The organism is Nocardia acidivorans NBRC 108247 (assembly GCF_001625085.1).
GTDB classification, from domain to species: Bacteria; Actinomycetota; Actinomycetes; order Mycobacteriales; family Mycobacteriaceae; genus Nocardia; species Nocardia acidivorans.
The window spans coordinates 1-14,632 of the sequence record NZ_BDAW01000122.1; the positions used below are offsets into that span (position 1 = coordinate 1).

General features: G+C 68.2%; 16 protein-coding genes. 9 read left to right on the forward strand and 7 right to left on the reverse strand.

Annotated features, from left to right (window positions below):
• Positions 1–489 precede the first annotated feature (489 nt).
• Entirely contained in the window at positions 490–1,035 is a 546-nt protein-coding gene (locus NA10_RS34350; RefSeq protein ID WP_067574881.1) for a GNAT family N-acetyltransferase, read from the reverse strand.
• 155 nt (positions 1,036–1,190) lie between these two features.
• Here NA10_RS34350 and NA10_RS34355 point away from each other — a divergent pair, with 155 nt between their 5' ends.
• Positions 1,191–1,625 (forward strand): GH-E family nuclease, encoded by a 435-nt coding sequence (locus NA10_RS34355; RefSeq protein ID WP_169812703.1) that lies wholly within the window; start codon positions 1,191–1,193, stop codon positions 1,623–1,625.
• A gap of 33 nt (positions 1,626–1,658) precedes the next feature.
• On the opposite strand, the gene NA10_RS34360 is transcribed toward NA10_RS34355, so the two are convergent.
• A complete protein-coding gene (locus tag NA10_RS34360; RefSeq protein ID WP_067574883.1) occupies positions 1,659–2,006 on the reverse strand; it encodes a MerR family transcriptional regulator in 348 nt (115 codons plus the stop codon).
• A 92-nt stretch (positions 2,007–2,098) separates the two neighbouring features.
• Here NA10_RS34360 and NA10_RS34365 point away from each other — a divergent pair, with 92 nt between their 5' ends.
• Entirely contained in the window at positions 2,099–2,884 is a 786-nt protein-coding gene (locus tag NA10_RS34365) for an amidohydrolase family protein (RefSeq protein WP_067574884.1), read from the forward strand.
• Between the two features lie 125 nt (positions 2,885–3,009).
• Here NA10_RS34365 and NA10_RS34370 read toward each other — a convergent pair whose 3' ends face one another.
• The 4 genes from NA10_RS34370 to NA10_RS34385 form a co-directional block, all read right to left on the reverse strand.
• Positions 3,010–3,288 carry a hypothetical protein gene (locus NA10_RS34370; protein WP_067574885.1) on the reverse strand — a complete coding sequence of 93 codons (279 nt, stop codon included), beginning with the start codon at positions 3,286–3,288 and terminating at the stop codon, positions 3,010–3,012.
• A gap of 69 nt (positions 3,289–3,357) precedes the next feature.
• Positions 3,358–4,161: an alpha/beta fold hydrolase gene (locus tag NA10_RS34375; protein ID WP_067574886.1), complete on the reverse strand. Its 804-nt coding sequence runs from the start codon at positions 4,159–4,161 to the stop codon at positions 3,358–3,360.
• A 171-nt stretch (positions 4,162–4,332) separates the two neighbouring features.
• Positions 4,333–5,730, reverse strand: a complete 1,398-nt coding sequence (locus NA10_RS34380) for a metallopeptidase TldD-related protein (RefSeq protein ID WP_067574894.1) — start codon at positions 5,728–5,730, stop codon at positions 4,333–4,335.
• A 22-nt stretch (positions 5,731–5,752) separates the two neighbouring features.
• Positions 5,753–7,279: a TldD/PmbA family protein gene (locus NA10_RS34385; protein WP_373862483.1), complete on the reverse strand. Its 1,527-nt coding sequence runs from the start codon at positions 7,277–7,279 to the stop codon at positions 5,753–5,755.
• A 187-nt stretch (positions 7,280–7,466) separates the two neighbouring features.
• Here NA10_RS34385 and NA10_RS39045 point away from each other — a divergent pair, with 187 nt between their 5' ends.
• Entirely contained in the window at positions 7,467–8,450 is a 984-nt protein-coding gene (locus tag NA10_RS39045) for a TetR/AcrR family transcriptional regulator (RefSeq protein ID WP_245678219.1), read from the forward strand.
• 4 nt (positions 8,451–8,454) lie between these two features.
• Here the strand turns inward: NA10_RS39045 and NA10_RS34395 are convergent, their stop codons facing one another.
• The gene (locus tag NA10_RS34395) at positions 8,455–9,222 is read right to left on the reverse strand and encodes a TSUP family transporter (protein ID WP_067574888.1); all 768 of its coding nucleotides are present in this window, start codon (positions 9,220–9,222) and stop codon (positions 8,455–8,457) included.
• 96 nt (positions 9,223–9,318) lie between these two features.
• Between NA10_RS34395 and NA10_RS34400 the strand changes: the two genes are divergently transcribed.
• From NA10_RS34400 to NA10_RS34425, 6 genes are all read left to right on the forward strand, one after another.
• Positions 9,319–10,536: a sensor histidine kinase gene (locus NA10_RS34400; RefSeq protein ID WP_067574889.1), complete on the forward strand. Its 1,218-nt coding sequence runs from the start codon at positions 9,319–9,321 to the stop codon at positions 10,534–10,536.
• Between the two features lie 74 nt (positions 10,537–10,610).
• Positions 10,611–11,273, forward strand: a complete 663-nt coding sequence (locus tag NA10_RS34405) for a response regulator (RefSeq protein ID WP_067574890.1) — start codon at positions 10,611–10,613, stop codon at positions 11,271–11,273.
• Between the two features lie 15 nt (positions 11,274–11,288).
• Positions 11,289–11,612, forward strand: coding sequence for a hypothetical protein (locus NA10_RS34410; RefSeq protein ID WP_067574891.1), 324 nt, complete (start codon positions 11,289–11,291; stop codon positions 11,610–11,612).
• Between the two features lie 70 nt (positions 11,613–11,682).
• Entirely contained in the window at positions 11,683–12,177 is a 495-nt protein-coding gene (locus NA10_RS34415; protein ID WP_067574892.1) for an FxsA family protein, read from the forward strand.
• An 82-nt stretch (positions 12,178–12,259) separates the two neighbouring features.
• Positions 12,260–13,036, forward strand: a complete 777-nt coding sequence (locus NA10_RS34420; RefSeq protein WP_067574893.1) for an alpha/beta fold hydrolase — start codon at positions 12,260–12,262, stop codon at positions 13,034–13,036.
• A gap of 81 nt (positions 13,037–13,117) precedes the next feature.
• On the forward strand, positions 13,118–14,632 hold a 1,515-nt coding region (locus NA10_RS34425), incomplete at its 3' end, for an amidohydrolase (RefSeq protein ID WP_067574895.1).

The following is a 14,632-nucleotide window of genomic DNA, read 5'->3' on the forward strand; positions in this document are numbered from 1 at the left end:
ATCGGATTGGATGAGTATGTCGAGGTGGTAGGCGGCGGAGAATCAGCGGGCGGTGTCACGGTCGTGGGTCGCGGGAGCGTGGTGCCAGGTGGTGCTTTTTGCGCGCTCATCTCCGAGACCGCCGACGCCGATGGAGCTCGCGGCCAGGCGGCGGACCATGGGGGCGGATTCGGTCAGGTCTGGGTATTAAGTTTGGGTGACAAGGGAATTGGCGTAGTGGCCCGGTCCGTTGACCGAGATAATGACCGGGGGCGATGGAGCTCAGGACCGCAGCAAGTCTGCCCGGCAAGCAGCACCCGCGCGCGCCGCCACGCCGGGCGGAGAGCGGATGCCGGGGACGGTTCAGTGCGTTGGAAAGCGCTGCCGGGCAGGCGAAATGGCAGGTATGACACCGGCGTTATGACCTCGGGGTTGCCCGCCCATCTGTGGGTCGCACCGGCCGGTTCGCTCGGACCCCTCTGAGGGGTAGGGACTGCCGTGCCACATCACTCATACCGCTGGTGGGTCGAGTTCGCGTGTCAGCCAGAGCGAATCGCCGCGCTCGGGATCTGGGTCGACTCGCCCTGTGCGGTCGAAGCCGAGTTTCTCCAGGACCCGGAGCGAAGCGGTGTTCCACGCCCGCACCGTCGCCCATAAGCGCTGTCGCCCTGTTCGTGCCGCGGCCTCGACGACGGCCCGGCCGGCCTCGGTGGCATACCCGTTTCCGTGGGTTCGCCGGGCAAGCTCGTAGGCGATCTCCGGTTCGTCATAGGATGCTTGGCCGACGATCAGGCCGCAGTACCCGATGAACTCGCCAGTTGCGCGGAGTTCGATGGGAAGTAGCCCGAGACCGGGGTCGGCGCTGAGAGGGTTGGCCACCAACGATTCCCGCATTTCCTCGACAGTCGGTCGACCATCGGCGTCGATCCTTCGTCGGGCGCGCACATCGCGTTCGGCCCACAAAGCCCGCTGGTGCTTCGCGTCCGAGGGGCGCCAGCGCCGCAACCGGAGTCGCTGGGTGGACAGATTCGACGGAAAGTCCGAGTACACCGCCACGCTCCGAATCTACGCGACGTCTCGCCGAGCGGTCGTCGAATGGGCATCGATCCGGGGGCAAAGTGTGCCGAATGATGTTGTGGCGCAGGTATCATCGACAGTTGGCGGGTAGGCGCGCACCCACCTTCTACTTACTCTTCAGAAGGGGCGCGCCGGTGAAGGCTAGCTACCAGAATCAGATCGCGCTGCCCGATGACATTGCGTTCGATGTCACGTGGGTTCCGGACGCCGCGATCGTGCAGGCCACCGTGGATGCCTACGTCAATGGGCTGGGGAAGCCGGGCTGGTACACCGATCCCGGTCAGCTGCGCGCCAGCCGGGATACGCGGATCTTCATGCTCGGCAATCGTAAGTTCCAGGCGGTGGCCGATCCGTGGAATACCCACCGGCAGTTGCGGATCTATCGGTGCGAGACCTGCGGTAACGGGTGCACCGAGAGCGGTATCGAATTGGGCCATGTACAGAAATGGCGGGATCATCTCAAAGCCGCGGCCGTGACCACTCCCGCCGAAGCCAAGGCGGCGTACAACAATCTGGTCAACCTGCGGCTGGAATGCCGGTCCTGCGACGCCAGCCACGATTGGGAATAGGTCGCGTCGGGAAATCGATGCCGGGCATGGCGATCAACTTGGGTGGGGGGCCAGGTTGGCCAGGATTCGCTGGCGGAGGGCGGTCAAGTCGTCGACCTGGGCGTCGATGGAGTTGAGGCGCTGTTCGAGGGCTTTTCTGGCGGCCGGACAGGAGGGTGGTGCGGGGTCTTCGCCCAGGCAGGGCAGCAGACTCGAGACCTGTGTGACGGTCAGGCCAAGGCCGACGAGTGATTGGATCTGCCGTACCCGGGTGACGTCGCGGGGGTGGAAGTCGCGGTAGCCGTTGGCATCTCGGATATCGGGTACAAGCCCCGCGTTCGCGTAGTGGCGGACCATCCGTGTGGTGACACCGGCGCGTTCCGCGAGTTCGCCGATCAGCACGAAACTCTCTCCTCCCGTGGCGACTTGACCTTGACGTCAGTGTCAAGGCTTACCGTCGCGGCGGCATTCCCATTCACGCCGAGGAGAAGTTCGTGACGATCGATATCCATGCTCATGTGACCTGCGATCTCGACACACGGTTGGCCGCGGACGAGGCGGCCGGGATCGACCTGACCGTGCTGCTGTCCACCCGGGTCCATCCCGAACGGGCCCGCACCATCGACGAGGTACGGGCCGAATTCGCGGTCTTGCAGAACGTGATCGGTGGGGCGTCGGCCGACCCGTCCGTCTTCGACGGCCCGGCCCGGGAATTGCGCGCGGCTCTCGACGCGCATCCCGGCCGCGTGGTCGGGATGGCCGCCGCCCCTTTGAGTCTCAACGAGAAGTCCCTACTCGGCTTCGTCGATGAACAGTTGCGGCATCCCGCCATGGTGGGCATCGGCGAGCTCACTCCCGCCCCCGGCGCCGCCGAGACGATCGAACCCGTCCTCCAACTCGCCGACGACCACGGTGGGCTCGCGGTACTCGCTCACGGGTTCGCCCCGCACACCGACGCCGACCTGCGCGTCTACGCCGACATCGCCCGCCGCTACCCCCGGGTCCCGATCATCATCGGCGCATTCGGCGGCTTACACGCGATGCTCGCGGTCGACCTCGCCCGCGAGGTGCGCAACCTCCACCTGGACCTGTCCAGCGCGCTACAGGCATTCGTACTCGCGGCGGCCGTGCGGGAGATTCCCGACAAATGCCTATTCGGATCCAACACCCCTTACGGAGTGCCCGCCGCATCGCTGGCGACCATCCACAGCGTCGTACCCGACCCGCGGACTCTCCGCGCGGTCCTACACGACAATGCCGCAACTCTCCTGGGCCGGTGAACACGCGGGTGTTCCCTTGAATTCATCGCCGCTTGTCGAGTTCGGTCATGATGAGGGCGCGGGCGGCGGGGCCGATCACGGCTTGTTCGGTGAGTGTGCGAAATGTCTTCTTGTACAGGGCAATCTCACGTGATGGCGAGTTCGGCGCAGATTGTTTCCACCCGCGCTTTTCTGCGGTCGAGTAGGCGGAAGTGGAATTGCGGCACAAGGTATTCGGAGTCGGCGGGGATTTTGCCGAGGGCTACGCGCGGCAGTGACATCGCGATCAGTAGCCGGGCCAGGTACCCGCGGAACGGCTCATCTTCCTCCGGGGTGCTGTAGGTGTCCTCGAGTTCGAGGTGAACCGCTACAGACCAGTCTCCGCGGAAGAGGCCGTTCGCGTCCTCACCGTGATGCAACAGCATCTGGGCGAATCTCCTGTGCCACAGGTATTTCGATGCTCGAGCTCATGATCCGGGCGGTGGATTCGGTGGTCAGCGGGCGAGGAAGCTCTTCAGGGTGGGGGTGAAGAGGGTGGGTTTTACCCGGTGGGATTGGCCGGGGAGTTCGGCGTAGTGGGCTGTCGGGATGGCTTGGGAGAGGGCGGTGTTGCCGTGGTGCATCCATTTCGGGCTTTTGGAGCCTACGAAAACCATGGTGGGGGAGGTGATGTGGGTGTAGCGGCCGGTGGGGATGGGGTTGCCGTCGAGGGCCTCGGCCATCCACTGGGCGTCGTAGGGGAGGGTGTGGGCGGTCTTCTTCAATTTGGACCAGCCGGGCATGAGGGGGAAGGCGGCTACGGTGAGGGCGGGGGCGCCTACGCCGGTGTGCATGAAGTATCTGATTGCGGCCCCGCGCTTTTCGGCGGTGATCAGCTCGGTGAGGTGCCGGTGGTAGTCGGCGGGAGCCGGTTTGCGGGAACCGTCGGTGACCAACGGGAATTCATAGAGGCCGAGTTTGTCGACGGCGAGGCCGTGCCGCACGGCCTCCAGGACCAGTGGCACGCCGGAGGAGAAGGCGCAGATGTGTACGGGCGCACCGGCTTCGGCGGCCACCGTGGCCAGGTCCTCGATTTCGCGGTGCGGGTCGTACGGCTGGGTGTCACCGCTGTCGCCACGGCCGCGGCGGTCGTAGGTGAAGACGGTGTAGCTGTCCGAGAGTTCCTTGGCCACCGGGGTGCTGGGACCCATGGCGCGGTGGCAGAACGCGCCGTCGACCAGCAGTACGGCGGGGCCGGTGCCGATCTTGGAGTAGGCGATGACGGTGCCGTCCTTGGAGATCACGGTCGAGGTGCTCATGGTGATGGTTCGGTCCTCCGGTCGAACGCTGGACGAGGTGGCTACCGGTGAAATCGGTGCGTAGCCGAAGGAATCATCCCGTGGCAGAGCGGATTCGGCGATCGGATCGCGTGTTGCCGCATGATGGCCCGCGCGTCGCGAAACCGGGCGTGTCGCGTACGGGCCACGCGGCTAGGTCGCCTGGCTCACCGAGGACATGTGGAAATCCGGGATGCGCAGGGCGGGCATGGAGGTCCGGGTGAACCAGTCCTTCCACTCGCGCGGCAGCGTGATCTCGCTGCGGCCCGCCTCGGACACCCGGCGCAACAGATCCAGGGGCGATTCGTTGAAGCGGAAGTTGTTGACCGCGGCGGTGACCGCACCGTTCTCGACCAGGTACACCCCGTCGCGGGTGAGCCCGGTGAGCAGCAGCGTCGCCGGATCGACCTCGCGGATGTACCACAGGCAGGTGAGCAGCAGCCCGCGTTCGGTGCGGGCGATCATCTCCGCCAGCGATGCCTCGCTCCCGCCCGTCATGAGCAGATTCTCCCCGGGAACCGCGACGGCGGCATCGAATTCGGCCGCGGTCGCCCGCGGGTAGACCAGCGATTCGATGACCCCGCTGTGCACCCAGTTCGCGCGCTGCGCGGTCAGGCCGTTGTCGAACACCGACAGCGATTCCGAGGAGGCGGGCGTGGCCACGAACGGCCGGTACTCCAGCCCGGCGGCACTCGGATCCGAGTACAGGGTCAGCGGAATATCGGTGAGCCGCTCACCGATTCGCGTTCCACCCGCCCGGGAGAAGGCGGTGTGACCCTCGTGCGCGCCGCGACCCTCCATGGACCACGCCATATAGATCATGAGATCGGCGACCGCCGAGGGCGGCAGCAGCGTCTCATAGCGCCCGGCGGGCAGTTCCACCCGCCGCTTACTCCAGTCGAGCCGCCGCGACAGCTCGGCGAGCAGTCCGGGCACATCCACATCCTGGAAGTCCGTGGTACCCGCACCGACCCACGCGCTGGCCAATTCCGCTCCGGCGCCGCGCTTGCCGTTGATCTCCACCGACCCGGTCGGCTGCACCCAGCGCCGCCGCACCCCGGCCGAGGTGCCCAGCCAGGTGGAATGCATCTGATGATGGGCGAACCCGTACAGCTGATCGGCTCCGTCGAACCCGGGCGCGAGATCGCGTGCCAGCTCGGCGAATACGCCGATATCGGTGACGCCGGGTGCGCCGTCCCAATCGAGCAGGGCATCGAGGGCGGTCTTGTCCACGATCTCCGGATCCAGCAGCGGCATGGCATCGCGCGCCGGTTCGGCGGTGCGCGCGGCCTCCTCGCTGGCGCGCACCACGTACTCGATATCGGCCGGATCCACACTCGTGGAACTCACGCTGCCGACGCGCGCGGCACCGTTCGCGTCCCGGAAGATCGAGACCACCGCCCAGTCCCGCGCGACCGAGGAACCATTGGTGGTCATGGAGTTTCCGGCCCAGCGCAGCGACGCCTCGTGCGCGTCGGTGACGATCACCATGGCCTCGTCGGCGCGCGAGGACCGCAGCGCGCGTTCGACGACCTCGGGGGCGGGGAGCACACTCACCGTGTGGAGTCCTTTCCTACTGTCCGGCTTCGGCGCGGGTATTGAGAATATTGACCCCGCGCACCAGCACCGACGGGCAACCGTGCGACACCGCCGCCACCTGACCGGGCTGCGCCTTACCGCAATTGAACGCACCGCCCAGCACCCAGGTCGAGGGTCCGCCGACCGCCTCCATGGAGCCCCAGAAGTCGGTGGTGGTGGCCTGATACGCCACATCGCGCAGCTGTCCGGCGAGTTCGCCATCGCGGATGCGGAAGAACCGCTGGCCGGTGAATTGGAAGTTGTAGCGCTGCATATCGATCGACCAGGATTTGTCGCCGACGATGTAGATGCCGTTCTCGACCCGGGAGATCAGTTCGGCCGTGCTGGTGTCACGTGTCGGATCGGGTTGCAGGGACACATTCGCCATGCGCTGGATCGGAACATGGTGCGCGGAATCGGCATACGAGCAACCGTTCGAGCGCTCCAGGCCGAGGCGCGGTGCGAAGACCCGATCGAGCTGATAGCCCACCAGGGTGCCCTCGCGCACCAGATCCCACCGCTGCCCGGCCACCCCCTCATCGTCCCAGCCGACGCTGGCCAGGCCGTGCTCCTGGGTGCGGTCACCGGTGACGTGCATGATCGGCGTGCCGTAGCGCAGCGTGCCGAGTTTGTCCGGTGTCGCGAAGGAGGTTCCGGCATAGGCGGATTCATACCCGATGGCCCGGTCGTACTCGGTCGCATGACCGATGGACTCGTGAATCGTCAGCCACAGATTGGTTGGATCGATCACCAGATCGGTCGGCCCCGCGGTGACCGTCGGTGCCTTGACCTTCTCGGCCAGCCACTCCGGCATCCGCGCGAGTTCACCATTCCAGTCCCACACGCCGTCGGCCCCGGTGACGTACTCCCACCCGCGTCCCGCCGGAGCGGCGAGAGTCCGCATGGTCTCGAACACCCCCGCCGACGGATCGACGGTGATCGCCTCGATCTGCGGATGCAATCGCACCCGCTGCTGGGTGATCCGCGATCCGAACGTATCGGCGTAGAAGGTCTGCTCCTTGACCTGCAGGACATCCGCCGTCACGTGATCCACGCCGTCGGAGGCCTTGAGCCGCTCCGAATAGTCCAGCAGCAGGGCGACTTTCTCCGGCGTCGGCACCGAGAACGGATCGATATCGTAGGAGGACACGTACTCCACGCCCGCGTACCGCGGCTCGTCCGCGAGCTCGACCCGCTCGCGATTCAATCCGCGCAGGGTGCTCGCGACCGTCACCGCGCGCCGCGCCACCTCCACCGCCGATTCCGGGGTCAGATCCGCGTGCGAGGCGAAACCCCAGGTGCCCTCGACGATCACGCGCACCGCGAAGCCGAGATCGATGCTGTCCCGCACCGATTCGACACGCCCGTCCCGCAATCGAATGGACTGCTGCACAATCCGATGCACCCGCAGATCCGCGTACTGCGCCCCGGCCGCCCGCGCCGCCGTCAATGCGGCTTCCGCGAGCGCGTTCAGCGGCAGTGCGCGGAACTCCTCGTCCACGACCTTGGTTGCGATGCTCACCCGCACCACGCTAGAGGGTCGCGCACCGGAGGTTCAACAACGCGCTGCGGCACAGCGAAGTTCACACCGTGCGAACTGGCACACGCTGCAACAATGCGCGAAGTGCGAAGAAGCACACCGCGAAACGCGCGCGACAAGCCCAGTACATACCGGGTTTTACGTACCAAATGCCGTAGGGTCTGCCCGCGTGCCGCCATCAGCGCTCCGCGACCGCAAACGAGAACGCACCCGCCGTGCCCTCTACGAGGCCGCCGTCGAATTGTTCGAGAACAGAGGTTATGAGGCGACCACCGTCGCCGATATCGCCGCCGCCGCCGAAGTGGGCACTCGAACGTTCTTCAACTACTTCGCCAGCAAAGAGGAACTCCTCTTTCCCGAACCCGACGATCGGGTGAGCGCGGCCGCCCAGGCCATCGCCGCCCGCCGTCCCGACGAACGCCCCGTCGAGGTCTTGCTACGCGCCTTACGCGCGGTCGGGGACAATCCCGGCGACCACCTCGGCGACACCCTGACCGCCCGCATCGCCGTGGTGCGCGCGCAGGTTTCGCGCACCGTGCCCGCGGTGAGCGGCCGCGCCGCCTACGCCCAGCTGGCCACCCAGCAGGAGATCGCCCGCCAACTCCGCACCGCCTTCCCCGAGGAACTCGACGAGGTCGGCGCCGCCGCCCTGGTCGGTGCGGTCGTGGGCGCGGTCTCCGGTGCGCTCACCGCCATCTTCCAGAGCGGTGCGTTCACCGATCCCGAACAGCTGCAACGCAAAATCCAGGAGACCACCGCGAAGGTGCTGGCCCCCTGGCTGACCCAGCCCGCCCCGGCCCCGGTGGCCAGCGCCGATCCGGACGCGAGTCATTCGCACCTCATGGCGGCCGCGCCGCGCGAGGACGAGGCCGCGGTGGCCGCGCCCCGGCCCGCCGACAATCGCCCGGAACCCGCCCGCCGCACCAATATTCCGGTCCGGCATCTGGGTGCGGCGGTGCTGCGCCGGCAGCCGCCCGAACCACTGCATCAGATCCCGGCCGGACAGTGCGTCACCATCGAACCCGCCGTCACGCCGGTCACCCCCGTCGCGGAAACCGGTGGTGAATCATCGTGGCGCGGTGGGTCGTCCGGCCCCGATCCGGAACCGGATCCGGCCGGTGACCTACGGGTGGGCGCGGGCGCGCTCGCCTGACCGGTCAGCCGAACTGCTGCCAGCCCAGGCGAATCACCATGGCCACCACCACGACCAACAGCACGATGCGCACGAAACCCGCGCCCTTGGCCAGGGCCATGCGCGAACCCACCACGGATCCGGCCACATTCGCGACCGCCATGGACAGCCCGAGTGCCCACAGCACATGTCCGGTGGCCGCCAGGAAGATCAGTGAGCCGAGATTCGACCCGCAGTTGATCACCTTCGCCATCGCCGCCGCGCGCACGAACTCGGTGCCGAGCAGCGTGGCGAAGGTGATGATCAGGAATGTCCCGGTGCCCGGGCCGAGCACGCCGTCGTAGAGTCCGATCAATCCGGCGGCCAGGCCCACCACCAGCAGGGTCTTGCGCCGCGTCGGCGGATGAGTGGCCATGGTGACACCCACCGACGGGCGCAGCGTCACGAAGATCGCCACCCCGATCAGCACCACCATGACGATTGGAATGAAGAACTTCCGATCGATCAAGGCCACCAGGGCCGATCCGCAGGCCGCGGCGACGGCGGCGATCACCGCACCCGGAACCAGTAACCTCCAGCGCATCGGCACCTTGCGCGCGAAGGTGATCACCGCCGCGGTGGTCCCGGAGAAGGCCGCGATCTTGTTGGTGCCCAGGGCGGTTTGCGGCGCCAGCCCCGGTAACACCACGAAAAGCGTGGGCAGCACGATCAATCCGCCCCCGCCCACCACCGCGTCGACCCAACCCGCCGCCGTAGCCGCGGTCAGCAAGACCGCCCAGTCCGCAACGTTCACCCCGTGACCCAACCAGACCCGGGCAGCACCCGGCAAACCTCACCGGCACGCCCGCGCGCGGCGCACCCCGGGCGCGGCGACCTCTAGGGTGGGGGAGTGCGCCGGTTCAGTCTGTGGCTGCGGGGCAAACCGCTGATCTCCGATTCGATGCTGGCACTACTGCTGCTCACCATCGATGTCCTCGCCGTGGGCGACGCCGACAACAAGATCGCCTACCTCGTGCTCGGCGTACTCCTGGTGCTGCCGATCATCTTCCGGCGCACCCACCCGCGCCCCGCGGCCCTGGCCCTGGTGCTGCTGTCGATCGCCGCCTCGGTGACCCATTGGGCGGCCGAGGACCCCTCCGAACATCCTGCCCTGCTCGGTCTCGGGGTCATGCTGTACACGCTGGTCGCGTACGTCGGACGGCGCGAAGGACTCTGGTACCTGGGCGCACTGCTGTTCGAAGGCGTGATCGCGCACCTACTGGTCGGCAAGCCCGAGGGCGCGGACATCCCGTTCACCGCGCTGTTCTACGCGCTGTGCTGGACCCTGGCCGAATTCGTCGGCGCCCGGCACGCCTACGACAACGAGGTCGCCGCCCGCCTGGCCGTGGCCGACTACGACCGCGAACGCCAGGCCCACGATGCCGTCGCCGCCGAACGCACCCGTATCGCCCGCGAACTGCACGATGTGGTCGCTCACGCGGTCAGCGTGATGATCGTGCAGGCCGACGGGGCGCGCTTCGCGCTGCGGCAGGATCCCGAGATCGCCGAGAAGGCCCTCGGCACCATCGCGAGCACCGGTCGCGACGCCCTGCGCGAACTCCGGCGCACCGTCGAACTGCTGCGCATCGAGCATGCGCCCGAACAACTTCCGCAGCACGGCACCGCGGGCATCGCCAAAGTCGTGCAGATGATGCGCGATACCGGTTTGGATGTCTCGCTCCAGCTCAGCGGTGAACTCGACACCGTCACACCGGAAGTCAGCCTCGGCATCCATCGCATCGTGCAGGAATCGCTCACCAACACCCTGCGCCACGCCGGACCCGATCCGCGCGCGGCGGTCCGCATCGAACGCGGAGCCACCGAGGTGGTGGTGGCGATCGTCGACTCCGGCGGCGTGCCGACCGCCCGCACCCCCGCCACATGCGCCGAAGTGCGGCCGGTCCGCATCACCGCCCCCGCCAGCGTCATCCCGGGCAGCGGGCTCGGACTGGTCGGGATGCGCGAACGCATCGCCGTGCTCGGCGGCACCCTCACCGTCGGCCGCGACGACCACGGCGGCTGGGCGGTACACGCCGTCATTCCCCTGGATCGCACCACCGCGGAGTGAACGACCGGCTGGAATCGGACCCTCGGGCACCGTGCCGCCCGGAGCCGCCCGGTCGTACCGATAGATTGGTGAGCGTGCCGATCACCGTTCTCGTCGTGGACGACCAGGAGCTCATGCGCGCGGGTTTGAAGATGGTGCTGGGCGCACACCCCGATATCGAGGTGGTGGGCGAGGCCGACAATGGCGCCACCGCCATCTCCCGCACCGCCGAACTGCGCCCCGACGTGGTGCTCATGGATGTGCGCATGCCCATCACCGACGGCGTCACCGCCACCGCCCGCATCATCGAATCCGGTTGCGGCAGCCGGGTTCTGGTCATGACCACCTTCGACCTCGACGAACACGCCCTCGGTGCGCTGCGCGCCGGAGCCAGCGGATTCCTGCTCAAGGACACCCCGCCCGAAGACCTCATCTCCGCCATTCGCAGCGTCGCCGCCGGCGATGCCGTGGTCTCGCCGAAGGTCACCAAACGCCTGCTGGACCGGCTCATCGCCGAGGATCCCGCCGCGGGCCGCGACCCGGCCATCCTCGATGTGCTCACCGCCCGCGAACGCGAAGTCCTCGAACACATCGCGGTGGGCCGCTCCAATGCCGAGATCGCCGGAGCGCTGTTCCTGTCCGAGGCCACGGTCAAAACCCATGTCGGGCGCGTGCTCACCAAGCTCAACCTGCGCGACCGCGTACAAGCGGTGGTGCTCGCCTACGAAACAGGTCTGGTTCGCCCGGGCAACGCCTAGGGGAAGGATCGCGCCATGTCAGCCGATGACAGTGTGTTCACGGGGGCGGTGGCGAAGTTCTACGAAACCTACATGGTGCCTTTGATATTCGAGCCGTACGCCGAACCGGTGGTGCGGCGGGCACTGGTTCCGGGGGTCTCCGACGTACTGGAGATCGCGCGTACTGGAGATCGCGCCTACTGTCACGGCACCCCGCCGCGCGATGAGATCGAAGCCCGCGGCGACCTCGACCGGGCGACCACCGTCGCCGAACTAGCCCTGATCGAGCGGTTCGGCACCGGTCCCGTGGACGGCAAGATCCAGGCGCATATCGTCACAGTGGTGAACAACGCGCTGTGAGCCCGGACGCATCGGGAGAAAAATCGGGGTACGGGCCGTTATAGGGGTAGATCGCCGAAAGGATCGCCATATGCCCGCACTACTGTTCGCCGCGTACTTCATCGCCGAGATCGCCACGCTGGTGCTGTTCGGCCACCTCATCGGCGTCTTCCCCACCATTCTGCTGCTCATCGCGGGTTCGGCGGCGGGCCTGATCCTGGTGCGCTCGCAGGGCCGTCGCGTCTTCGAGGGCTTCCGCCGCGCCGCGCGCGGTGAGGCCGACCCGAGCACCGCCGTCGCCGACGGCGCACTGGTCACCGTGGGCGCGGTCCTGATGTTCGTGCCCGGTCTGCTCACCTCGCTGCTCGGCCTGGTGGCCCTGGCGCCGTTCACCCGCTTCCTGATCCGCCCGGTCGTGGCCGCCTTCGCCGCGCGCCGCCTGGCCCGGGTCGCCACCGCGGTCGGACCGTTCGGCTACCGCAATGTGGTGATCGATCCCGACGGTGAGGTCATCGACGCGACCGTGGTCACCGAGTACTACGACGACGGTCAGGGCGAGGCCCGCCGCATGATCGACCCGCGCTGACCGCCGACACCACGTCGGCGGGCGCGCCCGCATAGGCTGGTCGCGCCGCAGTACGTCCGCTCAGTCGAAGGGCCGATACCTCATGTCCAGCGAGACCACCGTGCGCAATGGCGCGGTCACCCTGCCGGTCACCCGTTCGGGCGCCGGACCGGCACTGGTCTTCCTCAACGGCGGCGGCGCGACCCAGGCCGCATGGCAGGGCGTCATCGCCGAACTGCACGGCTTCGAAACCATCACCTTCGATCTGCGCGGGCACGGAAAAGCCTCGGCGGCAACCTCGTACACATTCGCGGACTTCGAATCCGATGTCGAGGCGGTGCTCGGCTCGCTCGCGGTGCAGCGGCCGATTCTGATCGGCTGGTCACTGGGCGCGGATCTGGCCCTGGAATACGCGACCAAGCATCCGGTCGCCGGACTGGTCCTGGTCGACGGCGCGGTGCCCTTGCAGCAGCCGCTGGTCGAGAATCAGCAGAAGCTGCGGGACTCGTTCAACAGCCTCGGCACCAAACTGGCCATGCGCCTGGTCCGATTGACCCCGCACGGCTATGTCATGCCCGGGAAAGCCTTCGCCGATCTCACCATCGAACTCGATCAGCGCCGCCAGCACCTGCTGGACAGCTACCGCACGCTGACATGTCCGGTCACCATGCTGCTGGCCACGAACTCCGCGCATGGCCGCGACGCCCATGCCGCGCACGTGAACCGCACCTGGAAAGCGGGCGGCGAAGTCCTGCGCGCCGCGCTGCCCGACGCGGAGGTGAGCTGGCTCGACGGCGATCACAAACTCCCGTTCCACCATCCGGCCGAGATCGCCCGCGCCATCGAAAGCCTCGCCGCCAAGGCACAGCCGACCCAATGACACCGCCCGCACCGTGACGCGGGTCCGATGGGTGGAGTGCGGTTGCGGCTCCGGCGACCGCGTGCGGCAGACTGGAATCTCGTGAGTACCCAGTTGCTTGTCGGCGGACGTATCTACAGCTCCAGCAATCCCGATGCCACGGCCATGGCCGTCACCGACGGGACCGTGGTGTGGGTGGGCGCGGACCGCACCGGACGGGCACTGCACCCGGACGCGGAGATCCTCGACCTCGGCGGGGCGTTCGTGGCACCGGCCTTCGTGGACCCGCACGTGCACGTCACCGCACTGGGATTGAAGCTCACCGGACTCGATCTGTCCCGGGCGCGTTCGGTCGCCGAATGCCTCGAGCTGCTGCGCGTCTACGCCGCCGCGCACCCCGGCGGCCCGGTGCTGGGCGACGGCTGGGACGAGACCACCTGGGCCGAGGGCCGCCCGCCCACCCTCGCGGAGCTCGACGCCGCCGCACCCGGGCGCAGCGTGTATCTGGTGCGCGTCGACGCGCATTCGGCCGTGGCCTCCACCCCGCTGCTCGACGCCGTGCCCGAACTCACCGGAACCGCCGGGTTCACCCGCGGTGAACCGCTGCGCGCCGCGGCCCACCATCTGATTCGCCGCGCCGCGCTCGGGGCGCTCGAACCCGCCCAGCGTGATCGCGCCCGCCGCGCCGCCCTCGCGCACGCCGCCGCCAATGGCATTGCCGCCGTACACGAATGCGCCGGACCCGATATCTCCGGTGAGACCGATGTGCGCGAACTGCTGGCCCTGGACCACGGCGTCGAGGTGCGCGCGTACTGGGGTCAGGCCGTGCGCACCGCCGATGAGGCCCGCACCCTGATCAAGGACCTGGGCGTGCACGCCCTGGGCGGCGACCTGTTCGTCGACGGCTCCCTCGGTTCGCACACCGCCTGGCTGCGCGCCCCCTACGCCGACCTCGACACCACCGGCATCGGCTACCTCGACGCGGAAAGCATTGCCGCGCATGTCCTGGCGTGCACGGAGGCCGGAATCCAATCCGGATTCCACGTCATCGGCGATGCCGCCATGGACGCGGTCGTCAGCGGCTTCGAACAGGTCGTGGCCCAGGTCGGCGGTCCGGCCTTCGCCGCGCGCGGGCATCGCATCGAACATGCCGAGATGGCCGATGCCGATCAGATCGCCAAGCTCGCCGCCTGGGGCGTAATCGCCAGTGTGCAACCGGCTTTCGACGCCGCCTGGGGCGGGCCCGATGGTATGTACGCCGCGCGCCTGGGCGCGGAGCGCGCCGCCACTCTGAATCCGTTCTCCGCCTTGGCCTCCGCCGGAGTCTCGCTGGCCATCGGCTCCGATGCCCCTGTGACAGCGCTGAATCCGTGGGAAGCCCTGCGCGCCGCGGCCCACCACCGCACCCCCGGGCATCAGATCTCCCCGCGCGCGGCCTTCGCCGCCGCCACCCGGGGAGCCTGGCGCGCGGGTGGGGTCCGCGACGGCGTCGCCGGAACCCTCGTCCCCGGCGCGCCCGCCTCGTACGCGGTCTGGGACGCGGACGAACTCGTGGTCGCGGCCGCCGCCGACACCGTGCAGCGCTGGTCGACCGACCCGCGCTCGCGCGTCCCCGGT